Annotated in this window: 21 protein-coding genes; 3 read left to right on the top strand and 18 right to left on the bottom strand. The window is 68.9% G+C overall.

Translation table 11 applies throughout. The annotated features are described in order from the left end of the window. Positions 1–2: 2 nt before the first annotated feature. On the bottom strand, positions 3–1118 hold the full coding sequence (locus tag OG579_RS02465; protein ID WP_328857943.1) for a M24 family metallopeptidase: 1116 nt from the start codon (positions 1116–1118) through the stop codon (positions 3–5). 94 nt (positions 1119–1212) lie between these two features. Here OG579_RS02465 and OG579_RS02460 point away from each other — a divergent pair, with 94 nt between their 5' ends. After that, positions 1213–2160, top strand: a complete 948-nt coding sequence (locus tag OG579_RS02460) for a 5'-3' exonuclease (protein ID WP_328859135.1) — start codon at positions 1213–1215, stop codon at positions 2158–2160. A gap of 29 nt (positions 2161–2189) precedes the next feature. On the opposite strand, the gene OG579_RS02455 is transcribed toward OG579_RS02460, so the two are convergent. The 13 genes from OG579_RS02455 to OG579_RS02395 all read right to left on the bottom strand — a co-directional run bounded on the left by OG579_RS02455 (position 2190) and on the right by OG579_RS02395 (position 17101). Then, on the bottom strand, positions 2190–2915 hold the full coding sequence (locus OG579_RS02455; protein ID WP_328857942.1) for a DUF4333 domain-containing protein: 726 nt from the start codon (positions 2913–2915) through the stop codon (positions 2190–2192). A 122-nt stretch (positions 2916–3037) separates the two neighbouring features. After that, complete coding sequence (locus OG579_RS02450; RefSeq protein ID WP_328857941.1) at positions 3038–5926, bottom strand: DEAD/DEAH box helicase; 2889 nt, start codon at positions 5924–5926, stop codon at positions 3038–3040. Beyond that, positions 5913–6863, bottom strand: a complete 951-nt coding sequence (gene tatC, locus OG579_RS02445) for a twin-arginine translocase subunit TatC (protein WP_045822795.1) — start codon at positions 6861–6863, stop codon at positions 5913–5915. Before tatC ends, OG579_RS02450 begins: the two co-directional genes overlap by 14 nt. A gap of 134 nt (positions 6864–6997) precedes the next feature. Then, the gene (tatA, locus tag OG579_RS02440; RefSeq protein WP_045822794.1) at positions 6998–7270 is read right to left on the bottom strand and encodes a Sec-independent protein translocase subunit TatA; all 273 of its coding nucleotides are present in this window, start codon (positions 7268–7270) and stop codon (positions 6998–7000) included. Positions 7271–7351: 81 nt separating this feature from the next. Beyond that, positions 7352–8362 carry a helix-turn-helix transcriptional regulator gene (locus OG579_RS02435; RefSeq protein WP_328857940.1) on the bottom strand — a complete coding sequence of 337 codons (1011 nt, stop codon included), beginning with the start codon at positions 8360–8362 and terminating at the stop codon, positions 7352–7354. After that, on the bottom strand, positions 8359–9351 hold the full coding sequence (locus OG579_RS02430) for a helix-turn-helix transcriptional regulator (protein ID WP_328857939.1): 993 nt from the start codon (positions 9349–9351) through the stop codon (positions 8359–8361). Before OG579_RS02430 ends, OG579_RS02435 begins: the two co-directional genes overlap by 4 nt. A 27-nt stretch (positions 9352–9378) precedes the next feature. Continuing rightward, complete coding sequence (gene pafA, locus OG579_RS02425) at positions 9379–10737, bottom strand: Pup--protein ligase (RefSeq protein ID WP_150116479.1); 1359 nt, start codon at positions 10735–10737, stop codon at positions 9379–9381. A gap of 82 nt (positions 10738–10819) precedes the next feature. Then, positions 10820–11590, bottom strand: coding sequence for a proteasome subunit alpha (prcA, locus tag OG579_RS02420; protein WP_045822790.1), 771 nt, complete (start codon positions 11588–11590; stop codon positions 10820–10822). Further along, positions 11587–12438 carry a proteasome subunit beta gene (gene prcB, locus OG579_RS02415; protein ID WP_328857938.1) on the bottom strand — a complete coding sequence of 284 codons (852 nt, stop codon included), beginning with the start codon at positions 12436–12438 and terminating at the stop codon, positions 11587–11589. The genes prcA and prcB overlap by 4 nt, the downstream gene beginning before the upstream one ends. Beyond that, complete coding sequence (locus tag OG579_RS02410; protein WP_045822788.1) at positions 12435–12629, bottom strand: ubiquitin-like protein Pup; 195 nt, start codon at positions 12627–12629, stop codon at positions 12435–12437. The genes prcB and OG579_RS02410 overlap by 4 nt, the downstream gene beginning before the upstream one ends. A 139-nt stretch (positions 12630–12768) precedes the next feature. Beyond that, complete coding sequence (dop, locus tag OG579_RS02405; RefSeq protein WP_328857937.1) at positions 12769–14268, bottom strand: depupylase/deamidase Dop; 1500 nt, start codon at positions 14266–14268, stop codon at positions 12769–12771. Between the two features lie 28 nt (positions 14269–14296). Next, positions 14297–16063, bottom strand: coding sequence for a proteasome ATPase (arc, locus tag OG579_RS02400; protein WP_328857936.1), 1767 nt, complete (start codon positions 16061–16063; stop codon positions 14297–14299). Between the two features lie 144 nt (positions 16064–16207). After that, positions 16208–17101, bottom strand: coding sequence for a tRNA (adenine-N1)-methyltransferase (locus tag OG579_RS02395; RefSeq protein ID WP_045822785.1), 894 nt, complete (start codon positions 17099–17101; stop codon positions 16208–16210). 19 nt (positions 17102–17120) lie between these two features. Between OG579_RS02395 and OG579_RS02390 the strand changes: the two genes are divergently transcribed. Next, positions 17121–18023 (top strand): RecB family exonuclease, encoded by a 903-nt coding sequence (locus tag OG579_RS02390; RefSeq protein ID WP_408068730.1) that lies wholly within the window; start codon positions 17121–17123, stop codon positions 18021–18023. Further along, a complete protein-coding gene (locus OG579_RS02385) occupies positions 18020–18853 on the top strand; it encodes a thioesterase family protein (protein ID WP_328857935.1) in 834 nt (277 codons plus the stop codon). The genes OG579_RS02390 and OG579_RS02385 overlap by 4 nt, the downstream gene beginning before the upstream one ends. Positions 18854–18868: 15 nt before the next feature. Here OG579_RS02385 and hisG read toward each other — a convergent pair whose 3' ends face one another. The 4 genes from hisG to metH are packed head-to-tail and all read right to left on the bottom strand — an operon-like array spanning position 18869 to position 24381. Next, on the bottom strand, positions 18869–19714 hold the full coding sequence (gene hisG / locus OG579_RS02380; protein ID WP_045822784.1) for an ATP phosphoribosyltransferase: 846 nt from the start codon (positions 19712–19714) through the stop codon (positions 18869–18871). A gap of 55 nt (positions 19715–19769) precedes the next feature. Continuing rightward, positions 19770–20033, bottom strand: coding sequence for a phosphoribosyl-ATP diphosphatase (locus OG579_RS02375; protein WP_045822783.1), 264 nt, complete (start codon positions 20031–20033; stop codon positions 19770–19772). 6 nt (positions 20034–20039) lie between these two features. Continuing rightward, positions 20040–20756, bottom strand: coding sequence for an HAD family hydrolase (locus tag OG579_RS02370; RefSeq protein ID WP_328857934.1), 717 nt, complete (start codon positions 20754–20756; stop codon positions 20040–20042). 16 nt (positions 20757–20772) lie between these two features. Next, the gene (gene metH / locus OG579_RS02365) at positions 20773–24381 is read right to left on the bottom strand and encodes a methionine synthase (protein ID WP_328857933.1); all 3609 of its coding nucleotides are present in this window, start codon (positions 24379–24381) and stop codon (positions 20773–20775) included. Between the last annotated feature and the right edge of the window lie 40 nt (positions 24382–24421).

Here is a 24421-nt window from a genome sequence, read left to right as displayed (position 1 = left end):
CGTCAGACGCGGGTCAACCCGTGCGGCCGGGTGTTCATGGGCTCGCACCCGTCGGCGGTGACCACCACGATGTCCTCGATACGTGCGCCCCATTCGCCGGTGAAGTAGATGCCCGGCTCCACGCTGAACGCCATCCCCTGCAGAAGGGGTTCATCGCTTCCGGCGACGATGTAGGGCTCCTCGTGCACCGACAACCCGATGCCGTGACCGGTGCGATGGATGAAGTTGTCGCCGTAGCCGGCGGCGGCGAGGACGTCGCGGGCGGCGGCATCGATCTGGTGCGCGGTGACGCCGGGTGCGACGGCATCGACCGCGGCCTGCTGCGCGCGTTCGAGGATCGCGATGCGTTCGGCGACCGATGCGTCGGGTTCACCGACGCAGTAGGTGCGGGTGGAGTCCGAGTTGTATCCGGGCGCCACCGGTCCGCCGATGTCGACCACGACCACGTCACCGTCGGCGATCACCCGGTCGGACACCTCGTGGTGGGGATCGGCGCCGTTGGGTCCCGACCCGACGATGACGAACGCCGCCTCGGTGTGTCCCTCCTCGAGGATCGCGGCCGTGATGTCGGCGGCGACATCGCGTTCGGTCCGTCCGGCGACCAACCACTGCGGCACCCGCGCGTGCACACGATCGATGGCGGCACCTGCGCGTCGCAACGCGTCGATCTCCGCGTCGTCCTTGACCATCCGCAACGTGCGCAGGATCGGCGTCGCCAACCGGGGAAACGACCGCAGGCGATCGGCGATGGGGATCAGGTGCAACGCGGGCACCGAGTCGGAGACCGCCACCGTGGCGTCATCGGCCACCCCCTGCAGGGCGAGTGCGTAGGCGTCCTGGCCGTCGACCCAGTCGCGGGTCTCGATCCCCAACTCCCCCACCGCCGAGGCGCGGAGCGCGGCGAGTTCCAGGCGTGGGACCACCACCCAGCTCTCCCCGACAGTCGGGATCACCAGCGCGGTCAGCCGTTCGAAGGTGCTCGCGCGCGAACCCGTCAGGTACTCGAGATCCGGTCCGGGGCCCACGATCACGGCGTCGACGCCGGCGCGCTCTGCGTGTGCCGCGACACCGGCCAACCGCTCGGCGTAGACCTCTGCGGGGAAACGTTGATCGGTCATGAGTTCACCGTAGGTCACCGCACGACGCCTCGCGGATCGGTGCCCCGTGGGCCCGCCCTGATCTGGCACAGTGTCGTCCATGGCTGCCCCGGTGATGCTGCTCGACGGTGCGAGTCTGTGGTTCCGCGCGTTCCACGGGCTCCCCGAGAAACTGACCGCCCCCGACGGGCGGCCGGTCAACGCCGTCCGTGGATTCCTCGACATGATCGCGGTGCTCGCCACGCGTGAATCCCCACGCCGACTCGTCGTGTGTCTCGACTACGACTGGCGCCCCCAGTTCCGGGTCGACCTCATCCCCTCCTACAAGGCGCACCGCGTCGCCGAGACGGTGGCCGCCGCCGACGGCGAGGAGTTCGTCGAGGAGGTCCCCGACACCCTCACACCCCAGGTCGACATGATCATGTCGGTCCTCGCCGCGGCCGGGATCGCGTCGTCGGGGGCTCCGGGGTGCGAGGCCGACGACGTGATCGGGACCCTGGCCGACACCGAGACCGACGACCCCGTCGTGGTCGTCAGCGGCGACCGCGACCTGCTGCAGGTCGTCGTCGACGATCCGGTCGAGGTGCGTGTGCTGTACGTGGGTCGTGGCGTGAACCGCGCGGAGAAGTTCGGTCCCGTCGAGGTGGCCGACGTCTACTCGGTACCGCCGCGGCGTCCCGGCACGGCGTACGCCGAACTGGCGATCCTGCGCGGCGACCCGTCCGACGGGTTGCCCGGGGTGGCCGGTGTCGGCGAGAAGACGGCCGCGAAGTTGTTGGCGCAGTTCGAGACCCTCGACGGCATCGAGGAGGCGGCACGAGCCGGCGACAAGGCGATCTCGCCCCGGATCCGCGCCTCCATCGTCGACGCCTCGGACTATCTCGCCGCCGCCCGCACGGTCGTGTTCGTGCGGACCGACGCTCCCGTCGACGGGGACACCGAGGGCCTGGTCCCGTCGGCGCCGGCCGATCCCGATGCGCTCGCGGCCCTCGTGGCCGAACTGGGCATCGGGTCGTCGGTCAACCGCTTGGCCGAGGCCTTCGGGTGGGACGCTCGCTTCTGACGTCGTGACCGGGGTCGGTCCTGCCGTTCTCAGTTGGCGCTGGGGCGGCCGACCTCGTAGGTGCCGTCGTCGTCGAGGAAGGTGACCGTCACCTTCTGCTGCGCTCCGGCGACGGTCGCGGTGCAGGTGAAGGTGGCGCCCTTCTTCACGTCGGTACCCGACGGGCAGCTGACCGAGGACACGTCGGTCGCGCTGTAGTCCTTCTCGAGGATCGATTTCACACCCGACTCGGCCGCGGACTGTGAGAGCTGCTTGGTGAGTGCGAATCCCGGGGCGACGAACGCCGTGATGGCCAGCACCACGACGACGACGGCCACGATCCCACCGGCGACGGCGATCTGCACCGGTCGGCGCTTACGCGGCTCCCGGCCCATCGACGCGAACTGATCGGAACCCTGTCCGCCCGGAACGGTCTGCTGCGGTGCGCCGTAGGGCTGCTGGCCGTACTGGGGTGTCCACGGAGCCGAGGGGTTCGGCTGCCCGCCTTGATTCGGGTCCGGGTACCCCTGCTGCCCGTAGCCCTGTGTCCCGTACCCCTGCCCACCGGGCGCGGGCGCGCCCCAGGGGCTGCCGGGTGGTGGACCGTACGGATTCTGTGGGTACTGATCGGGGTACGGGCTGCCGTCGGGTGCGTTCTGGCCGTAGGGGTTCGGATTCGGCTGGTAGGGCTGGCCGTAGGCGGGAGGTCCCCAGGGCTGTGCGCCGGGCGCGTCATCGCCCGGCCGCTGTCCACCGGGGTTCTGGGGGTCGCTCATCGGTGCCCTCCGCAAGTCGATACGTGTGCGCGACGATGTCCACCGCCGGTGCTCCGGTCCGAAGATACCGCAGACCCCGGTCGTCGCCGGGGACCCGAGCACCCACGTCCGGCGGGGTGCGATCAGCCGAGTTCGACCGCGACGACACCGCGTTTGATGCACCCCACGGCCGACTTCGCCGAGCGGGCCAGACGCCCCTCGGCGCCGGCGCTCATGCGGATCTGCTCGAGGAGATCGATGACCTGCCGCGACCACCGGACGAAGTCACCGGCCGGCAGCGGCCGCCCGCGTTCACCCGCGACGGCCAACGCCTCACCGAGCGACCGGCCCGCGGCCCAGGTGTACATCGCGGTCGCGAATCCCGCGTCGGGTTCGCGGGTCACGCCGACACCGTGGCGGTTCTCCAGGGCCGACAGCGTGCGCCACTGCTTGTGGGTCGCCGACAGGGTCTCGCGCAGGGTCGGGTTCCCGGTGACGAGGTCGGGTCCGGAGTAGGTGTCGCGCCGCGATTCGTAGACCACCGATGACACGACCGCGGCGAGCTCTGGCGGTGTCAACGCATCCCACACGCCGGCACGGATGCACTCGCAGATCAGCAGGTCGCTCTCGCTGTAGACGCGGCTCAGTGTCGACCCGGACTCGGTGACCACCATGCGCGGCGCGCCCTCGGCATCGACGTCGGCCAGAAGGTAACCGAGTTCGGTGAGCACGGCCACGATGCGATCGAAGGTGACGCTCAGCGTCGAGGTCCGCGTGTCCACCGACGACGTCAGGTTCGTGATCTCGCGGAGCGACCGATTGCGACGCTCGGCGAGACGGAACAGCTCGTCGTGGCTCGACAGCTCGTGCGCCGGATGCGCGCGGAGCCGAGCACGCAGATCGGCCAGTTCGCCGTCGTCGGCGGCCGGGGAACGCTTGGTGTTGCGGCCCTTCGGCACCGACAGGCCGGTGTTGCGCAGCGACGAGGCCAGATCACGCCGGCCACGGCCCGTCCGATGGTCGACCTGCCGTGGCAACCGCATGTTACCGACGACCTCGGGCGGGTTCAGGAAGTCCGAGACCCCGACCCGGCCGGCCCACCCGTCCTCGCACAGGACGAGTGGTTTGGGGTCGCGGCGGTCGTTGGCGGGCTCGATGACCACGGCCAGGCCGCGGTGACGACCCCCGTGGAGGCCGATCACGTGACCGCGCTTGAGGCCGAAGAGCTCGTCGACGGTGTTGGCCTGCAGGGTCATCCGCTTGTGGAACTTCAGATCGCGTTCGCGGGTCCGGATGTCCTCGCGCAGCGTCATGTATCCGAGGAAACCGTCGTAGGCCGACGCGTCACCGACCGGCTCGTCGGGTGCGAGACGGCCGGGGTCGATGCCGAGACCGCTTGCGCGGCCGACGAGTTCGGTGTCGATCTTGCGCAGGATAACGCGCGCCTTGTCGATCTGTCGGTGCTGGCCGACCACCGAGCGGTCGGTCTGGAACTGCGCGAACGACCGCTCGAGGAGGTTCTTCGCGCCGGCCAGGCCGAGGCGACCGATGAGGTTGATCGCCATGTTGTACTCGGGCGCGAAGGAGCTGCGCAGCGGGAAGGTCCGCGCTCCGGCCAGGCCGGCGACCCGCGTCGGGTCGAGACCGGGCATCCACACGACCACCGCGTGACCCTCGACGTCGATGCCGCGGCGACCGGCGCGACCGGTCAACTGTGTGAACTCGCCGGGGGTCAGATCGACGTGCGACTCGCCGTTGAACTTGACGAGTCGCTCGAGCACGACCGACCGGGCCGGCATGTTGATCCCCAGCGCGAGGGTCTCGGTCGCGAACACCGCGCGGACCAGTCCGCGGACGAACAGTTCCTCGACCGCGTGCCGGAACGCCGGCAGCATCCCCGCATGATGGGCGGCGAGGCCGCGCCGCAGACCGCTCTCCCAGCTGTCGACGCGCAGGATCTCGCGGTCCGACGGCGAGAACTCGCCGGTGTAGCGGGCGACGACCTCGGCGACCTGCTCGGCCTGGTCAGGTTCGAGGAGGTTCAGTCCGGACCGCACGCACTGTTCGAGCGCGGCCTCGCATCCCGCGCGGGAGAAGATGAACCCGATGGCCGGGAGCAGCCCGTCGCGGTCGAGGCGCGCGATCAGGTCGGGTCGGGAGATGGTGCCGGTCGGACGCCCGCGCTGGGGCCGTCCACGCGCACCCCGACCGCTGTGCGCGCGCTGGTGGTCCTCCACCATCTCGCGCTGCTTGATGTAGCGCGTCAGCTCACCGTTGACCTGCGGGCGTTCGCCGGGACGGATGCGCTGGTCGAACAGGTCGAAGATGCGGTTGCCGACCATCATGTGCTGCCACAGCGGGATCGGTCGGTGGTCGTCGACGACGACGGTGGTGTCGCCGCGCACGGTCTTGATCCAGTCCCCGAACTCCTCGGCGTTGCTCACCGTCGCCGACAGGCTGACCAGCTTCACGTCGGGATCGAGGTGCAGGATCACCTCCTCCCACACCGCGCCGCGGAAGCGGTCGGCGAGGAAGTGGACCTCGTCCATCACGACATGCGACAGACCGTCGAGCGCGGGCGAGTTCGCGTAGATCATGTTGCGGACGACCTCGGTCGTCATCACCACGATCGGGGCGTAGGGGTTGATCGAGCTGTCGCCGGTCAGCAGTCCGATGGAGTCGGCGCCGTGCACCGCGACGAGATCGGAGTACTTCTGGTTGCTCAGTGCTTTGATCGGGGTGGTGTAGAAGCATTTCGTGCCGGCCTGCAGCGCCAGGTGCACGGCGAACTCGCCGACGATGGTCTTGCCCGCACCGGTCGGCGCGCACACCAACACCCCGTGGCCGTCCTCGAGAGCCGCGCACGACTCCCGCTGGAACGGGTCGAGGGAGAACGACAGCCGGTCGGTGAACTCACGCAGCCGAGGACGATCGACCACCTCGGTGACGGCGCCCTCGGTGATCGGGGCACCGGCGTCGGGGCCCCAGGGGGTGTCGTCGTCCCAGGGTCCGGCGGCCTCAGAGGATGTCATCGAACTCACCCGCACGCACCGGCGCCGGGGTGTGGGTGACCGTCGACGCACCGACCTTCTCCGGGCGGTGGTCCAGCGGCGAGGCCTCGTCGTCGTCGAGGTCTCCCCAGTCCTCGCCGAGACGTCGGGCCTTGCGGCGGTCGTGGATGCGGGCGAACTGCACGGCGAACTCGAAGAGCACGGTGAGCGCGAGTGCGAGCGCCAGCATCGTGAAGGGATCCGAACCGGGGGTCACCACCGCGGCGAAGACGAACAGACCGAAGGTGAGACCCCGTCGCCATGCCTTGAGGCGCTCGTAGGTCAGGATCCCGATGAGGTTCAGCGCGACCACCAGCAGCGGGAGTTCGAAGCTCACGCCGAAGATGACGAGCAGATGCAGGATGAAGTTGAAGTACTGGTCGCCGGCGAGGGCGGTCACCTGGACGTTGTCGCCGACGGTGAGCAGGAAGTGGAACGCCTTGGCGACCACCAGGTAGGCGAGGATGGCGCCGGTGACGAACAGGGTCGCGGCGACCGCGACGAATCCCATGCCGTAGCGGCGCTCGTTCTGGTGCAGGCCCGGGGTGATGAACTGCCAGATCTGGAAGAACCAGATGGGGCACGCCAGCACCACACCGGCGGTGAGCCCCACCTTGAGTCGCAGCATGAACTGGTCGAACGGACCGGTCGCGAGCAGCCGGCATTCGTTGCCGGGCGTCAGCGTCGCGCGCGCACTCTCGGGCAGCGCGCAATACGGGCCACGCAGGAGCTCGCCGAGCGACTCGACGTGCAGGAAACCGTAGGAGTACCAGACGAATCCGATGATGGTGGTCAGGCCGATGGCCAGGACCGAGATCAGGAGCCGACGACGCAGTTCGTAGAGATGCTCGACGAGCGACATGGTGCCGTCGGGGTTGACCTTCACACGTCGACGGCGTGGATCAAGGGGAATGCGCACGGTGCGGGTCTCGGTTCCTCACGTGACGGTCGGTGGCGGCCGCGACGGGGACGTCGCGGCCGGCGGTACACCGGTTCGCCGGGTGTCCCCGGCGCGGTCGGACGACGCTGGTGGTCAGCCGACCGTCGTCCCGATCAGGCGCTGCGACGCTGGTTGTCGGTCTCGTGCGTGGCGTCGGTGGGCGACGGCGGCGGGATCTGGCGCGGGGCGACCTCGGCGTCGGACTCACGCGAGGTGGTCTCGGCGGAGGAGTCCTTGCCGTCGTTCTGCATCTCCTTCACCTCGCTCTTGAAGATGCGCATCGACCGGCCCAGGCCGCGAGCGGCGTCCGGGAGCTTCTTCGATCCGAACAGGATCAGGAACACGATCACCACGATGATGATGTGCCACGGCTGGATGGCGCCCATGTCAAGACCTCCGGGGTTGGTTGCTGCCGATGCTACCGGACACGACCCGTGCGACCGCGGGACGACGACCGCGCCGCCGCGTCACCCGGTGGGCCCGTCGTAGGCGGCGAGCGCGGCGGCGGCACGGCGGGTCACCTCAGCGGCGGCACCCGGCGCGTTCATCAGGCGGATGCGGCCCCCGAACCCGAGAACGAACCGGGTGAGCCAGTCCTCCGAGCCGTAGGTCATTCGCGCCCGGATCGGCGTGTCGGTCGCGGTCGCGGCCACGTCGTCGAGCGGCTCGATGAGGTAGTAGTCCATGACCCACGCGACCGACGGGTCGATGGTGATGAGCGCCGTGGGGAGCTGCGGGTCGGCGTTGAAGAGGGCGAGGGTGGCCTCGGGATCGGGCTCGTCGGGGACGGCCGCGGGTTCGTCGAGCACACGCGCCTCGTCGATGCGGTCGAGGCGGAACAGACGGATACCCGCACTCTGTCGGCACCACCCCTCGAGGTAGCTGTTGCCGTCGACGGCCACGATCCGCACCGGGTCGACGATGCGTTCGGACACCGCGTCGCGCGATGCCGAGTAGTACCGGATCCACACCGCATGCGATCCGCGGACCGCGTCCCGGACCGCGGCCACCGACGCGGACACGTCGACGTTCTCAGCGGACTCACCGGCGTGTGACGACTCCCCCGCCTCCATAGGGCCGCTCGGGTCGCCGGCGTCGCGCGCGCTGCCGACGGCGCGCTCGACCTTGGCGATCGCCCGCCGCGCGGCCCCGGGGTCGAGCACGCCGCGCATGTCGATGAGTGCGCGCAGGGCGACCAGCAGCACCGACGCCTCGGTCGGGGTGAGGCGCAGGGGCCGGTCGATCCCGGCCGAGAACGTGACCTGGATGCTCTCCTCGCTGAAATCGAGGTCGATGAGATCGCCCGGGGTGTAGCCGGGCAGACCGCACATCCACAGCTGGTTCAGGTCGGCCATCACCTCTTTCGGTGTGACCCCGAGGTCGGCCGCGGCCTCGTCGGCGCTGGTGCCCGGATGCGCCAGGAAGTACGGGACCATCGCCAGCAGGCGGCTCAGGCGCGACGGCGCGGGGGCGGTCACGCCGTCACCTCGGCGGCGAGCGTGCGCAGGTCGGCGACCACCCGGTCCCGCAGATCGGCCGGTTCGAGCACCACCGCGTCGGCACCGGCGCCGAGGACCTGACGGGCCAGCGAGTCGACGGTCCAGCCCTCGATCCGCAGGGCCGATCCGCTGCGTCCCCCGAGCTCACGCGGCTCCGACGACACCGCCGACCGCCGCATGCCCTCCGCGCGACCATCGGCCACCCAGACGGTGGCCGAGCGGGTGTGGGCGCCGTCGCCGAACCCGACCGCCGCGGCCACGACCTCGCGGAGGTCGACGCCCTCGGGACGGTGCACGACCTGGTCGGTCTCGACCACCGGTTCGGAGATGCGTGACAGTCGGAACGTACGGGTCTCGCCGCGCTCGAGGTCGTGGCCCACCACGTACCACCGACCCCGGTGGGTCACGACGCCCCACGGTTCGAGGTGTCGAGTGGCCACCGGTCGGGTGCGGGTCGGTCGGTGTTCGAAGGTGACGCCGCGGCCGTGGTCGATTGCGGCGAGCAGGGCGGCGAGCACCGCCTCGGACCCCATCGATCGGGGTGCGGCACTGTGCACGCCGACGTCGAGGGCCGAATCGGCGCCCAGTTCGACACCACCGGCGCGCAGTTTGAGCAGCGCGCCGCGGGCCGCGGCGGCCATCGTCGGGGTGTCCCACAGCGCGGCGGCCATGGTGACCGCGGCGGCCTCGTCGCGGTCGAGCGCGATCGCCGGCAGTTCGTAGGCGTCGCGGTTGATGCGGTACCCGTCGGTGTCGCTGAACGCCGAGTCGCGACCGGTCTCCAAGGGGATGCCGAGGTCGCGCAGTTCGGTCTTGTCGCGCTCGAACATGCGGTTGAACGCCTCGTCGGTCTTCGACTCGCCGTAGCCGGTGACGCTGCTGCGGATCTGCTCGGCCGTCACGAACCGGGGGCTCGCCAACAGGCAGATCACCAGGTTCATCAGACGTTCGACTTTGGTGGTGGCCATCACCGCCAAGCCTAGGACACCGCCGACCTACATCGACGCAATGAGGCGATCGACTCGCTCGTCGACGTTGCGGAACGGGTCCTTGCACAGCACCGTGCGCTGGGCCTGGTCGTTGAGCTTGAGGTGCACCCAGTCGACGGTGAAATCGCGACCCGCCTTCTGCGCCGCCGAGATGAAGTCGCCACGCAGTTTCGCGCGGGTGGTCTGCGGGGGCTCGTCGACCGCGGCGGCGATCGCCTCGTCGGTGGTGACCCGCTTGACCAGTCCCTTACGCGAGAGCAGGTCGAAGACACCGCGGCCCCGCTTGATGTCATGGAAGGCGAGGTCGAGCTGGGCGATCTTCGGGTCCGACATGTCCATGTCGTAGCGATCGATGTAGCGCTGGAAGAGCTTGCGCTTGATCACCCAGTCGATCTCGGTGTCGACCGAGGAGAAGTCCTGGCTCTCGACCGCGTCGAGGGTGCGGCCCCACAGGTCGACGACGAGGTCCATCTCGGGATCGGGCTTGCGGTTGCGTAGGTGCTCGACCGCCCGCGCGTGGTACTCGCGCTGGATGTCCAGCGCGCTGGCCTGACGTCCGCCGGCGAGCCGTACCGGACGGCGCCCGGTGGTGTCATGGCTGACCTCGCGGATCGCGCGGATCGGGTTGTCCAGGGCGAAGTCGCGGAACGCCACGCCGGCCTCGATCATCTCGAGCACCAGTGCCGCGGTACCGACCTTGAGCATGGTGGTGGTCTCGGCCATGTTCGAGTCGCCCACGATGACGTGGAGTCGGCGGTACTTCTCGGCGTCGGCGTGCGGTTCGTCGCGGGTGTTGATGATCGGCCGCGACCGCGTGGTCGCCGAGGAGACGCCCTCCCAGATGTGCTCGGCGCGCTGCGACAGGCAGTAGGTGGCCGCCTTCGGGGTCTGCAGCACCTTCCCGGCGCCGCAGATCAGCTGACGGGTCACGAGGAACGGCAACAGCACGTCGGAGATGCGGGAGAACTCCCCCGCGCGCACCACGAGGTAGTTCTCGTGGCATCCGTAGGAGTTGCCCGCCGAGTCGGTGTTGTTCTTGAACAGGTAGATGTCGCCGCCGATGCCCTCGTCAGCGAGACGCCGCTCGGCGTCGATCAGCAACTCCTCGAGCACCAGTTCGCCGGCGCGATCGTGGTTGATGAGCTGCACGAGGCTGTCGCATTCGGCGGTCGCGTACTCGGGGTGCGAACCCACATCGAGGTAGAGACGCGCGCCGTTCTGCAGGAACACGTTCGACGATCGGCCCCACGACACCACCCGCCGGAACAGATACCGCGCGACCTCGTCCGGGCTCAGGCGTCGATGACCATGAAAAGTGCAGGTCACACCGAATTCGGTCTCGATGCCCATGATTCGTCGTTCCACTCGCTCAACCCTACCGGTGCAGCGGTGAGCGGGTCGGTTCCCGCCGAGGAGGGCCCGTCGTGTGGCGAGACGTCGGGACGTCCTACTCCGGGGTCGACTCGCCGTCGGCAGGATCGGATGTCGACGCCGGCGTCGGCAACATGGCCGCCACCGCGTCGGCCGACAGACGTCGGAACGCGCGGCGCGGTCGGTTGCGGTCGAGGGTCGCGACCTCGAGATCCCCCGCGGTCAGCACGCGCGGTTCGGGAGTCGGGGCCGAGGACCCGTTCGCCGGTGCGGCCGGGGAACCCAAGGCCGCCACTGCCGTCGTCAGGGCCGTGGCGAGGTCGGAGTCGGCGACGTAGCCGTCCTTCATGGCCGTGGAGATGGCCTCGTTCGCGCCACCCATGACCAGGAAACGGGTCTCGTCGTTGATCGAGCCGTCGTAGGTGATGCGGTACAGCTGAGCGGGTTTCGTGCTCCCGAACGGGCCTATCTCGGCGACGCACAGTTCGACCTCGAACGGCTTGGCCTGCTCGGTGAACACCGAACCGAGGGTGTTGGCGTAGGCGTTGGCGAGCGACAGCCCGCTCACATCGGCGCGATCGTAGCTGTAGCCCCGCATGTCGGCGTGCTGGATCCCGGCCTTGCGCAGGCTCTCGAACTCGTTGTACTTGCCGACCGCGGCGAACCCGATGCGGTCGTAGATCTCGGAGACCTTGCGGAGTGCGTTCGACGGGTTCTCGGCCACGAACAACACGCCGTCGGCGTAGGTGAGGACGATGACGCTGCGGCCGCGGGCGATTCCCTTGCGGGCCAACTCCGAGCGGTCGCGCATGATCTGCTCGGCACTGGCGTAGTACGGGAACGTCATACCGTGCCTCCCCACGGAGCGGCCTCGTTGGCTGCGGTCCGTTGCGCGATGACCGCGCGAGCGGCCTCCTCGATGCGGTCGGCGGCGATCTCCTGTGCGCCGTCGCGACCGATCACGACCGCCGTCGGGACGATGCGGCGCACCAGATCCGGTCCGCCGGTGGCGGAGTCGTCGTCGGCGGCGTCGAACAGCGACTCGACGGCGATCGACAGGGCCGAGTCGGTGTCGAGATCGGGACGGTAGAGCTTCTTCAACGCCGACTTCGCGAACACCGAACCCGAACCGATGGCCTGGAAGCCACCGAACTCCTCGTGCCGGTCACCGGCGACGTCGAAGGAGAAGATGCGCCCCCGACGGTTCTCATCGGCCCCATTGCTGTCGTCACCGTCGGCGTCGTAGCCGACGAGCATCGGGATCGCGGCCAGACCCTGCATGGCCGCACCGAGATTCGACCGCACCATGGCGGCGAGACGGTTGACCTTGCCGTCGAGTGTGAGCGGGATGCCCTCGATCTTCTCGTAGTGCTCGAGCTCCACCGCGAACAACCGGACCATCTCCACGGCGATGCCCGCCGTTCCGGCTATGCCGGCCGCGGAGTACTCGTCGGTGACGAAGACCTTGCGGATGTCGCGGCTGGCGATCATGTTGCCCGCGGTCGCGCGACGGTCACCGGCGATCAGCACCCCGCCGGGAAAGTTGACCGCGACGATGGTGGTGCCGTGCGGGATCAGGTCAGCACCGTTCGAGGCGGTGAATCGACTGTCGGGCAACAGTTCCGGCGCATTCCGCCGGAGATGATCGGAGAACGAGGAGAGATCTCGACCGAGCGAGGTGACCGGATCGCTCACTGGCCGCCCTTCTGCACATAGGCGCGCACGAAGTCCTCGGCGTTCTCCTCGAGCACGTCGTCGATCTCGTCGAGGAGGTCATCGGTGTCGTCGGCGAGCTTCTCGCGACGTTCCTGGCCGGCACTCGTGTCGGGACCGGTACCGGAGTCATCGTCCCCGCCACCGCTACGCCTCGTCTGTTCCTGCGCCATTGCTGCCTCCTTGAGCCTGCGACTTCACCCGGCGTCACGTCGGGAAGGTCCGTAGGAACACCCTACCGGGGCCGATGTCGGAAAGGGTCGCCCGCGTGGCCGACCCACCGGTACCTCGAGGGAGAACCTGCGGGCGGACTCAGTTGGTCAGCTGGTCGACCAGTTCGGCCGCGGAGTCGACGGAATCGAGGAGCGCCCCCACATGGGCTTTGCTGCCCCGCAGGGGCTCGAGGGTCGGGATGCGCACCAGCGAGTCGCCACCCAGGTCGAAGATCACCGAATCCCAGCTCGCGGCCGCGATGTCGGCACCGAAACGGCGCAGGCACTCGCCGCGGAAGTACGCGCGCGTGTTCTCCGGCGGCGACGACACGGCTTCCATGACCTGCGCCTCGGTGACCAGTCGCTTCATCGACCCGCGCGCGACGAGCCGGTTGTAGAGCCCCTTGTCGAGGCGGACGTCGGAGTACTGCAGGTCGACGAGCTGCAACCGCGGGGCCGACCACGCAAGCCCCTCGCGGTTGCGGAACCCCTCCAGCAGACGCAGCTTGGCCGGCCAGTCGAGGATGTCCGAACACTCCATCGGATCGCGTTCGAGGCGGTCCAAGACGTCGATCCACGTGTCGAGGACGTGCTGCGCGCGAGGGTCGTCACCGCCGCGCGTGCGGAAGAACTCGGCGCAGCGCTCGTGGTATATCCGCTGCACCGCAAGGGCGGTCATCTCGCGGCCGTCGGCCAGCGCGACGGTCTGCGTGAGGGTCGGGTCGTGGCTGATCTTGTGCACCGCGGTGACGGGTCGGGCGAGTTCGAGGTCGCGGAGGTCCACCCCGCCCTCGATGATGTCGAGGACCAGCGAGGCGGTGCCGACCTTGAGATAGGTGGCGGTCTCGGCGAGGTTCGCGTCGCCGATGATCACGTGCAGCCGCCGGTAGCGGTCGGGGTCCGCGTGCGGCTCGTCGCGGGTGTTGATGATGCCGCGCTTGAGGGTGGTCTCGAGGCCGACCTCGACCTCGATGTAGTCGGCGCGCTGCGACAGCTGGAAACCGGGGTCGTCGCCGGACTGGCCGATGCCCACCCGGCCCGAGCCGGTGAACACCTGGCGTGTGGCGAAGAACGGTGTGAGGCCGGTGATCACCGAGGTGAACGGGGTGTCGCGGGCCATCAGGTAGTTCTCGTGGGTGCCGTACGAGGCGCCCTTGCCGTCGATGTTGTTCTTGTACAGCTGCAGCTTCGGCGCACCGGGGACGCTCGCGACGTGGCGCGCCGCGGCCTCCATCACCCGTTCGCCGGCCTTGTCCCAGATCACCGCGTCCATCGGATCGGTGACCTCGGGCGCGGAGTACTCGGGGTGGGCGTGGTCGACGTAGAGCCGGGCACCGTTGGTGAGGATCATGTTCGCCGCACCGACCTCGTCGGCGTCGATGATCGGTGCGGGGCCCGAACCCCGACCGAGATCGAAACCGCGTGCGTCACGCAGCGGCGACTCGACCTCGTAGTCCCACCGCGTCCGCTTCGCCCGGGGCACGCCTGCCGCCGCGGCATACGCGAGAACCGCCTGCGTCGAGGTCATGATCGGATTGGCGCCCGCCTCGTTGGGTGCGGAGATGCCGTATTCGACCTCGGTGCCGATGATTCGTTGCATGCCCCGAGCCTAGAGGCTGCGACGAGACCTACAGGTACTGGCCGGTGTTCGTCTCGGTGTCGATCGCGCGGCTGGCGCCGGCGCTCTTGCCGGTGACCAACGTGCGGATGTACACGATCCGCTCACCCTTCTTGCCCGAGATGCGGGCCCAGTCATCGGGATTGGTGGTGTTCGGCAGGTCCTCGTTCTCGGCGAACTCGTCGAGGATCGAGTCGAACAGGTGCTGCACGCGCAGCCCCGGTGTGCCCGTCTCGAGCTGCGACTTGATCGCGTACTTCTTCGACCGGTCGACGACGTTCTGGATCATCGCGCCGGAGTTGAAGTCCTTGAAGTACATGACCTCTTTGTCGCCGTTGGCGTAGGTCACCTCGAGGAAGCGGTTGTCGTCGTTCTCGGCGTACATCTTCTCCACCACGCGCTCGATCATCGCGGCGATGCACGCGGCGCGGTCGCCACCGAACTCCTCGATGTCGTCGGAGTGGATCGGCAGGGTGTCGACGAGGTACTTCGAGAAGATGTCGATCGCCGACTCGGCGTCGGGGCGCTCGATCTTGATCTTCACGTCGAGACGACCGGGACGCAGGATCGCGGGGTCGATCATGTCCTCGCGGTTCGACGCACCGATCACGATGACGTTCTCGAGACCCTCGACGCCGTCGATCTCGCTCAACAGCTGCGGCACGACGGTGGTCTCGACGTCGGAGGAGACACCGGATCCGCGGGTGCGGAAGATCGAGTCCATCTCGTCGAAGAACACGATCACCGGGGTGCCCTCGGAGGCCTTCTCGCGGGCCCGCTGGAAGATCAGGCGGATGTGCCGCTCGGTCTCGCCGACGAACTTGTTGAGGAGCTCGGGACCCTTGATGTTGAGGAAGTACGACTTCGCCTCGCGTGCGTCGTCGCCGCGGGCCAGGGCGATCTTCTTGGCCAGCGAGTTGGCGACGGCCTTGGCGATGAGCGTCTTGCCGCAGCCGGGAGGGCCGTAGAGCAGGACGCCCTTCGGCGGGCGCAGCGAGTAGTCACGGAACAGGTCCTTGTGCAGGAACGGCAGCTCCACGGCGTCGCGGATCTGCTCGATCTGGCGGCCGAGACCACCGATGTCCTCGTAGCCGACGTCGGGCACCTCCTCGAGCACGAGGTCCTCGACCTCGGCCTTCGGGACGCGCTCGAACGCGAAACCGGCCTTGGTGTCGACGAGCAGCGAGTCGCCCGGGCGGAGCTTCCGGCGGTGGCCGTCCTCACCGTCGACCTCGCCCATGAGGGGCTCGGCCAACCAGACGACGCGTTCCTCGTCGGCGTGACCCACGACCAGGGCGCGGTCGCCGGTCCCGAGGACCTCGCGCAGGGTGCTGATCTCGCCGACGGAGTCGAACGCGAGCGCCTCGACGATGGTGAGGGCCTCGTTCAGGCGCAGCGTCTGACCGCGTTTGAGCGAGTCGACCTCGATGTTCGGCGAGATCGTGAGGCGCATCTTGCGGCCCGAGGTGAACACGTCCACCGTCGAGTCCTCGTAGGTGTCGAGCAGCACGCCGTAGCCGCTCGGCGGCTGGCCGAGACGGTCGACCTCCTCGCGCAGCGCGAGCAGCTGCTGACGTGCGTCCTTGAGGGTGTCGAGCAGCTTCGCGTTGCGTGCGGTCAGCGTCTCGATGCGCGTCTGCGGGTCGGTGTCGGTCGAGTCCGGCGGGACATGCAGACCGCGGTTCCCGGTATCGGGCATGGGGGCGTTGCCTGAGCCTGTCGAGCGCGCGGTCGAATTCTGCGCGCCTGCGGGGTCGTGGCGATCGGATTCGGTCATTGCTGACTCCTCTCCCCGGCGGAACACCATCGGTTTCACCGTTACCCCACGCTACCGGCGTGCGGGGCGACATGCCCCGCATGCCACGACGTTCGACGTTGACGTCTCGTTAACTGGGATGACGCCCACCGCTCGCCCGGTCGTTCATCGGTCGTTCGACCCCTTGTTGGAGCGCCGCTGGGGTCGGAGGGTGACCGTGCCCGGGGCGAGACGTCGGGCGGTCACCAGAAACGCGGTGTGACCTTGCATCTTGTGTGACGGGCGGACGGCCAGGCCGACCACGTTCCATTCGCGCAGCATGGTCTCCCACGACCGCGGTTCGGTCCAACACTGCTGCTCACGCAAGGCTTCGACCACCCTCGAGAGCTGTGTGACGGTCGCCACATAAACCACGAGTACACCACCGGGTCGCAACACCGACGACACGGCGTCGAGGGTCTCCCACGGCGCGAGCATGTCGAGGATCACGCGGTCGACCGATGCGGCGGCGTTCGCCGTGGCCGCGAAGTCGACGATGTCGGCGACGGTGAGTTCCCAGTTCGCCGGACGCTCGCCGAAGAAGGTCTCGACGTTGCGGACCGCATGTTCGGCATGGTCCTCGCGGACCTCGTACGACAGCACCCGTCCCTGCGGACCGACCGCGCGGAGCAGTGAGCAGGTCAGGGCGCCGGACCCGGCGCCGGCCTCGAGCACGACACTGCCGGGATAGATGTCGCCCTCGGTGACGATCTGGGCGGCGTCCTTGGGGTAGATCACCTGGGCGCCGCGCGGCATCGACAACACGTAGTCGGTGAGCAGCGGGCGCAGGGCCAGGTACTGGGCGCCGCGGGTCGAGGAGACGATCGTGCCCTCGTCGGTGCCGATGAGGTCGTCGTGGGCGATCGCCCCGTGGTGGGTGTGGAAACTGCCCCCCGCCTCGAGGTGGACGGTGAACTTGCGGCCCTTGGTGTCGGTCAGTTGGACGCGGTCGCCGACGGTGAACGCCGAGGCGGCCGCGATCGGGTCGCCGGTTGCGTCCTGCGCGGCTGTGTCGTACATCAGGCATACCCTGCCAGGTGTGAGCACGGCGCCAGACCTCAACCCCACAGCGACACACCCCGCACCGCTGGTCGATCCCGCACCCGAGGGGCCGCGCAGACCGGCCCTGTCGCCATCGCGCGCGGCGGATTTCAAGCAGTGCCCCCTGCTGTACCGATATCGCGCGATCGACCGGTTCCCCGAGGCGTCGACGACCGCGCAGGTCCGCGGCACGGTCGTGCACTCGGCACTGGAGAACCTCTTCGACCTCCCCGCGCCGCTGCGCACCGCCGACACCGCCGACGTGCTCGTCGAGGCCGCGTGGGATGTGCTGTGCGAGAAGGACCCCGAGTTGCGGTCGCTGGTCGCCGAGGCCGATGTCCCGGCGTTCCTCGCCGAGGCACACCGGCTCATCGCCACGTATTACACGATGGAGGACCCGACGGCGTTCGACGCGCAGGCGTGCGAGATGCGCATCGAGATCGACATCGCCGACGACGTCGCCCTGCGCGGGTTCGTCGATCGCATCGACGTCGCCCCGACCGGAGAGGTCCGCGTCGTCGACTACAAGACCGGCCGCTCCCCCGGCGAGATGTTCGAGGCCCGCGCACTGTTCCAGATGAAGTTCTACGCCCTGGCCATCATGCGGCTGCGTGGCGTCGTCCCCGCACGTCTGCAGCTGATGTACCTCGCCGACGGCCAGGAGCTGCGCTACACCCCCGACGCCGAGGAACTCGAACGGTTCGCCGGCACACTCACCGCGATCTGGCGGGCGATCCTCGACGCCGGGGCCACCGGCGACTTCCGGCCGAAGAGATCGCGGATGTGCACGTGGTGCGATCACAAGGCCCGCTGCCCCGAGTTCGGCGGCGAGATACCGCCCTACCCCGGATGGCCCGGCACGCCCGCCGAGGACACGGCCGCCGACCACCTCGCCTCGTGAGCGCCCCCGGGACGGCCCCGCGCGGCTACTACGTGCCGCTCGGCGCCGACGACGGTTGGGAACACCTCATGCCGACCGCCGAGTCGGTCAGTGTGTGGACCGACACCATCCAGCACGGCGGCCCACCGTCGGCGCTGATGGTCCGCGCGATCGAGAACCTCGACATGCCGACGCACCTGGCGATGTCACGGGTCACCGTCGACATCCTCGGTGCGATCGGACTGTCGGAGAACCGCGTTCGCGCGCAGGTCATCCGCCCGGGCCGACAGATCGCGCAGGTGCAGGCCGAACTCGACGTGCAGACCGCCTCGGGTGACTTCCGGACCGCCGCTCGCGCCACCGCCTGGTTCATCGCCACCTCCGACACCGCCGCGGTCGCGGCGCCCGTCGAGTCCCCGTCCGTGCCCGCCGCCGGCGACGACACGATCGGCGAGCTGCCGCCGTGGCTCGACGCCGGTTGGGGTGCATCGGGTTTCATCTCGACCGTCGAGTTCCGCGCCTCCACCGACCCGGATCGACCTCGGCTGGCGTGGCTGCGGCCCGCCGTCGACATCGTCGCCGGGGAGACCGCCACACCACTGGTGCGCACCTGCTGCATGGTCGACGTCGCGAACGGTCTGGGCTCCACGCTCTCGCCCACGGAATGGACGTGGATGAACACCGACACCACCATCCACCTGCGCCGTGCACCGACCGGCGACTGGACCGGGATCGACGCCGCGATGGTCGGCGGAGCGCACGGGTTCGGCTACACCGCGGCCGACCTGTTCGACGCCGAGGGTTCGCTGGGACGGTCGAGTCAGACGATCCTCATCACCCGCGCGGGCTGAGCCGCCCGCACCCGGTCAGAAGCGGCAGGAGCGGATGTCGCTGGCCAGGATGGCCTTGGCGCCCATGGCCGACAGGTCGTCCATCACCGACTGGTGTCCCGCCCTCGGGACCATCGCGCGCACGGCGACCCAGTTCTCGTCGGCCATCGGTGCCACGGTGGGTGATTCCAGTCCCGGGGTGATCGCGACGGCGGCGTCGAGCAGATCCTTGCGGCAGTCGTAATCCATCATCACGTACTGCTGCCCGACCACGACGCCCTCGATGCGCTTGATGAGCTGCTCGGCCGCGCGGGACGGCGCGACGTCGGCGCCGTGGATGAGCACGGCCTCCGACTGGCACATCACGTCGCCGAACGCCCGCAGATTGTGTTGCCGCAGTGTGCGTCCCGATCCGACGACGTCGGCGATGGCGTCGGCCAGGCCGAGCTGGATGGAGATCTCGACGGCTCCGTCGAGTCGAATGATCTCGGCGGTGATACCGCGCCGGTCGAGATCGGCGCGGACGATGTTGGCGAACGACGTCGCGATCCGGCGTCCCGACAGGTCGGCCTCGGTCATCTCGGTGTCGACGGGGCCGGCGTAGCGGAAGGTCGACGCCCCGAAACCCAGCGACAGGCTCTCGGTGACCGGCGCCTGCGAATCCCAGGCGAGGTCACGGCCGGTGATGCCGAGATCGAGCTCGCCCGACCCGACGTAGATGGCGATGTCCTTGGGACGCAGGAAGAAGAACTCGACGTCGTTGGCGGAGTCGAGGACGGTCAGGTCCTTGGCGTCGGTGCGTCGGCGGTAACCCGCCTCGGCGAGCATGGCCGCGGCCGATTCCGACAGCGCACCCTTGTTCGGCACGGCAACGCGCAGCATGTGATCTGTTTCCTTCGTGAGGGACGTGACGGTCGGTCTGTGGTGAACGAGGTGTCTACAGGTACCGGTACACGTCGGCCGGTGTGAGACCACGTTTGATCATCATCACCTGCAGCCAGTAGAGCAACTGGGATATCTCCTCGCCGAGCGACTCGTCCGACTCGTGCTCGGCGGCCAACCACACCTCGCCGGCCTCCTCGATGATCTTCTTCCCGAGGGTGTGCACGCCGGCGTCGAGCGCGGCCACGGTCCCGCTGCCCTCCGGTCGGGTCGCGGCACGCTCGGTGAGCTCGGCAAAGAGGTCGTCGAAGGTCTTCACGGGAGATCAGTCTCCCATGGCCCCATGGGCGGCCCGACCGCGACGCCAGGCGTCGGACACCCCGGCCATGTCGAGTCCCACGAGACTCTCGCGGAACGTGCGTCCCGGTGCCTGCGGGACCTCGGCGTCGGACGGCACGACCAGCGTCGGACAACCGGCCGCCCCGGCGGCGGCCGCGCCGGTCGGTGAGTCCTCGATGGCCAGACAGTCCGCCGGCGACACCCCGGCCGCCCGCGCCGCGGCGAGGTAGATGTCGGGTGCCGGTTTGCCCTCGGCCACCTCGTCGCCGCACAGGGTGTGGGCGAACCGGTGCTTGCCGATGGTCGGCAGCGCCCGCTCGGTGAGATCCCGTTCGGTGTTGGTCACGAGCACCATCGGGATCCCGGCGGCCGCGATGGTCCGCAGCGCGGCGTCGGCCCCCGGCCGCCACGGGATGCCGTCGGCGAAAAGCTCCGCGACCCGACCCCGCAACCAATGCGCCTGGTCGTCGAGGTCACGCTGCGCCTCCGGCACACCGGCAGCGTCGAAGAGCTTCGTCATCGCGCCGACCATCGAGTTGCCCAGCGTCGACTGACGCAGCTCCACCGTCATCACCGCGCCGAGCCGTACCGCGAGCTCGGCCATCGCCACGTCCCACAGCTTCTCGGAGTCGAGCAGGGTCCCGTCCATGTCCCAGAGCACCGCGCGCGGGAGCGCGCCGTGCGCGGGATCGGTCGAGGCCACGCCGGACCAACCCACCTCAGACGTTGAAATACTTGGCCTCGGGGTGGTGCAGGACGAACGCGTCGGTGGACTGCTCGGGATGCAGCTGCAGTTCCTCGCTCAGCTCGACCCCGATGCGGCCCGGCTCGAGCAGCTCGATCATCTTCGCGCGGTCCTCGAGATCGGGGCACGCGCCGTAGCCGAACGAGTAACGCGCGCCGCGGTATTCGAGATCGAAGAACCCCTGCGGTGACGTCGGGTCGTCGCCGGCGACCGAACCGCCGTCGAAGGTGAGCTCCGAGCGCACCCGCTGATGCCAGTACTCGGCGAGCGCCTCGGTGAGCTGCACGCCGATGCCGTGCACCTCGAGGTAGTCGCGGTAGGAGTCCTTCGCGAACAGGTCGTTCGCGAAATCGGCGATGGGCTGGCCCATCGTCACGAGCTGGAACGGCAGCACGTCGACCTGACCGAGCTCGGTGGCCCGCTCCTTCGACGCGATGAAGTCGGCGATGCAGAGGAACCGACTGCGCTGCTGACGCGGGAACTCGAAGCTGAACCGGACGTCGGCGTCGGGCCGCGGCTCGGTCAGCACATGAACGGTGTCGCCCTCGCTGACCGCCGGGAAGTAGCCGTAGACCACTGCGGCGTGCTGCAGGATGTTGCCCGTCGACAGACGGTCGATCCACTCGCGGAAGCGCGGACGTCCCTCGGTCTCGACGAGTTCCTCGTAGCTGGGACCGTCGCCGCTGCGCGTGCCCCGCAGACCCCACTGCCCGAGGAACAGCGCACGTTCGTCGAGCAGCCCGCGGTAGTCCGCGATGGGGATGCCCTTGACGATGCGCGATCCCCAGAACGGCGGAGTCGGGATCTCGTTGTCGGCGGCCACGTCCGAGCGTGCCGGCACCTCGACGGGCGCCTGCTCGGCCTTGCGCTTGGCCGCGATACGGGCCGACTTCTCGTGCCGCGCCTTGCGTTCGGCGGTCTTCGCCTCGGCGGCGGCCTTCGCCTCGGGATCCTGCGTCGAACCGCCGCCACGCTTGGCCGACATGATGTCGTCCATCAGACGCAGACCCTCGAAGGCGTCCCGTGCGTAGTGCACGTCGCCCTCGTAGGTCTCCGACAGATCGTTCTCGACGTAGCCACGCGTCAGCGCGGCGCCACCGAGCAGCACCGGGTAGTTCTCGGCGAGCCCGCGGGAGTTGATCTCCTCGAGGTTCTCCTTCATGACGACCGTCGACTTCACCAGCAGGCCGGACATGCCGATCACGTCGGCGCGCTTGTCCTCGGCGACCTCGATGATCGTCGCGATCGGCTGCTTGATGCCGATGTTGACCACCTCGTAACCGTTGTTGGACAGGATGATGTCGACGAGGTTCTTGCCGATGTCGTGGACGTCGCCCTTGACCGTGGCCAGCACGATGCGGCCCTTGCCGTCCTCGCCGGTCGCCTCCATGTGCGGCTCGAGGTGGGCGACCGACATCTTCATGACCTCAGCCGACTGCAGCACGAACGGCAGCTGCATCTGACCCGACCCGAACAGCTCACCGACGGTCTTCATGCCCGAGAGCAGGGTCTCGTTGATGATCTTGAGCGGCGGGACCTCTTTCATCGCGTCGTCGAGGTCGGATTCGAGGCCGTTGCGCTCGCCGTCGACGATGCGTCGCTCGAGTCGCTCGAACAGCGGGAGCTTCGCCATCTCCTCGGCGCGGCTCTCGCGCGCCGACGCCGCCGACACGCCCTCGAACAGACCCATCAGCGTCTGCAACGGGTCGTAGTCGGCATTGCCCTCGCTGCGGACGCCGTCGGTCCCGCGACGGTCGTAGACGAGGTCGAGTGCGACCTCGCGCTGCTCGTCGGGGATCCGCGCCATCGGCAGGATCTTCGAGGCGTGCACGATCGCGGTGTCGAGACCCACCTGGGCGCACTCGTGCAGGAACACCGAGTTGAGCACCTGGCGCGCGGCGGGGTTGAGGCCGAACGAGATGTTCGAGATACCCAGGGTGAAGTGCACCGACGGGTGCGCCTCGTGGATCCGCCGGATGGCCTCGATGGTCTCGATGCCGTCCTTGCGGGTCTCCTCCTGACCGGTCGAGACCGGGAAGGTGAGGGCATCGATGATGATGTCCTCCTCGCCCAGCCCCCAGTTCTCGGTGATGTCGGTGATGAGGCGTTCGGCGACGCTGACCTTCCAGTCGGCGGTACGCGCCTGACCCTCCTCGTCGATGGTCAGCGCGACCACCGCGGCGCCGTGCTCGACCGCGAGCTGCATGATCTTCGTGAAACGCGAGTCGGGTCCGTCACCGTCCTCGTAGTTCACCGAGTTGACCGCGCATCGACCGCCGAGCGCCTCGAGTCCCGCCTGCAGGACCGCGGGCTCGGTCGAGTCGAGCATGATCGGCAGGGTCGACGAGGTGGCGAGGCGAGTGGCCAGCGCGGTCATGTCCTCGGCGCCGTTGCGGCCGACGTAGTCGACGTTCAGGTCGAGCATGTGCGCGCCGTCGCGGGTCTGGTCCTTCGCGATGTCGAGGCACTTCTGGTAGTCGCCGGAGAGCATGGCCTCGCGGAAGGCCTTGGAGCCGTTGGAGTTGGTCCGCTCCCCGACCATCATGAAGCTGTTCTCCTGCTCGAACGGCACCGAGGCGTAGAGCGAGGACACCTCCGACTCGTGCTCGACCGACCGGGTGCCCTTCGTGGTGCCGCGCACGGCCTGGGCGAGCTGGGAGATGTGTTCGGGGGTGGTGCCGCAGCATCCGCCGACGAACGACAGGCCGTAGTCGGAGACGAAGCCGCTGACCGCCTCGGCCAGCTCGTCGGGCAGCAGCGGGTACTCGGCGCCCTTCGGGCCGAGCTGCGGCAGACCGGCGTTGGGCATGACCGACACCGGGATGCGCGCGTGCTTGGACAGGTACCGCAGGTGCTCGCTCATCTCGGCCGGTCCGGTCGCGCAGTTGAGACCGATCAGGTCGACGCCGAGCGGTTCGATGGCCGCCAGCGCCGCGCCGATCTCCGACCCGAGCAGCATCGTGCCGGTGGTCTCCACGGTGACGTGGGAGATGATCGGGATCCGCCGACCGAGCTGTTCCATCGCGCGCTTGGCGGCCAGCACCGCCGCCTTCACCTGCAGCAGGTCCTGCGAGGTCTCGATGAGGATCGCGTCGGCGCCGCCCTCGAGCATGCCCAGGGCGCACTCCTGGTACGCGTCGCGGATCACCGCGAAGGTCGTGTGGCCCAGCGACGGCAGCTTGGTACCGGGGCCCACCGAACCGAGGACGAAACGCGGGGTGCCGTCGTCGGACGGTCCCATCTCGTCGGCCACACCCTTGGCGATCGCGACGCCCTTGCGGGCGAGCTCACGGATGCGGTCGGCGATGTCGTAGTCGCCGAGGTTCGAGAGGTTGCAGCCGAAGGTGTTGGTCTCGACCGCGTCGGCGCCGGCCTCGAAGTAGGCGCGGTGGATACCGGCCAGGACCTCGGGACGGGTGTCGTTGAGGATCTCGTTGCAGCCCTCGAGATTGTTGAAGTCGTCGAGGGTGAGATCGGCGGCCTGGAGCATCGTGCCCATGGCGCCGTCGCCCACGAGGACCCGTTTGGCCATCGCGTCGAGGAACGTCGAGTCGTACGAATCGGTTCCGGTGGTGGCAGACATGGTACTCAGCGTAGTTCGCTCCCTATCGGTGTTCGGTCGT

This window comes from Williamsia herbipolensis (assembly GCF_036153515.1).
GTDB classification, from domain to species: domain Bacteria; phylum Actinomycetota; class Actinomycetes; order Mycobacteriales; family Mycobacteriaceae; genus Williamsia_A; species Williamsia_A herbipolensis.
The sequence above is the reverse complement of the archived record's forward strand: the minus strand, read 5'-3'. Positions and strand labels throughout refer to the sequence as shown.

Excerpts from the sequence above, each read along its gene's own strand:
- OG579_RS02410 (WP_045822788.1), bottom strand. The coding sequence starts at position 12,629 with ATGGCGCAGGAACAGACGAGGCGTAGCGGTGGCGGGGACGATGACTCC.
- metH (WP_328857933.1), bottom strand. The coding sequence starts at position 24,381 with ATGTCTGCCACCACCGGAACCGATTCGTACGACTCGACGTTCCTCGAC.
- dop (WP_328857937.1), bottom strand. The coding sequence starts at position 14,268 with ATGCAACGAATCATCGGCACCGAGGTCGAATACGGCATCTCCGCACCC.
- hisG (WP_045822784.1), bottom strand. The coding sequence starts at position 19,714 with ATGCTGCGCGTTGCCGTGCCGAACAAGGGTGCGCTGTCGGAATCGGCC.
- OG579_RS02430 (WP_328857939.1), bottom strand. The coding sequence starts at position 9,351 with ATGGCCACCACCAAAGTCGAACGTCTGATGAACCTGGTGATCTGCCTG.
- prcA (WP_045822790.1), bottom strand. The coding sequence starts at position 11,590 with ATGACGTTCCCGTACTACGCCAGTGCCGAGCAGATCATGCGCGACCGC.
- OG579_RS02450 (WP_328857941.1), bottom strand. The coding sequence starts at position 5,926 with ATGACATCCTCTGAGGCCGCCGGACCCTGGGACGACGACACCCCCTGG.
- OG579_RS02460 (WP_328859135.1), top strand. The coding sequence starts at position 1,213 with ATGCTGCTCGACGGTGCGAGTCTGTGGTTCCGCGCGTTCCACGGGCTC.
- arc (WP_328857936.1), bottom strand. The coding sequence starts at position 16,063 with ATGACCGAATCCGATCGCCACGACCCCGCAGGCGCGCAGAATTCGACC.
- OG579_RS02455 (WP_328857942.1), bottom strand. The coding sequence starts at position 2,915 with ATGAGCGACCCCCAGAACCCCGGTGGACAGCGGCCGGGCGATGACGCG.
- tatA (WP_045822794.1), bottom strand. The coding sequence starts at position 7,270 with ATGGGCGCCATCCAGCCGTGGCACATCATCATCGTGGTGATCGTGTTC.
- OG579_RS02395 (WP_045822785.1), bottom strand. The coding sequence starts at position 17,101 with ATGTACGACACAGCCGCGCAGGACGCAACCGGCGACCCGATCGCGGCC.
- OG579_RS02465 (WP_328857943.1), bottom strand. The coding sequence starts at position 1,118 with ATGACCGATCAACGTTTCCCCGCAGAGGTCTACGCCGAGCGGTTGGCC.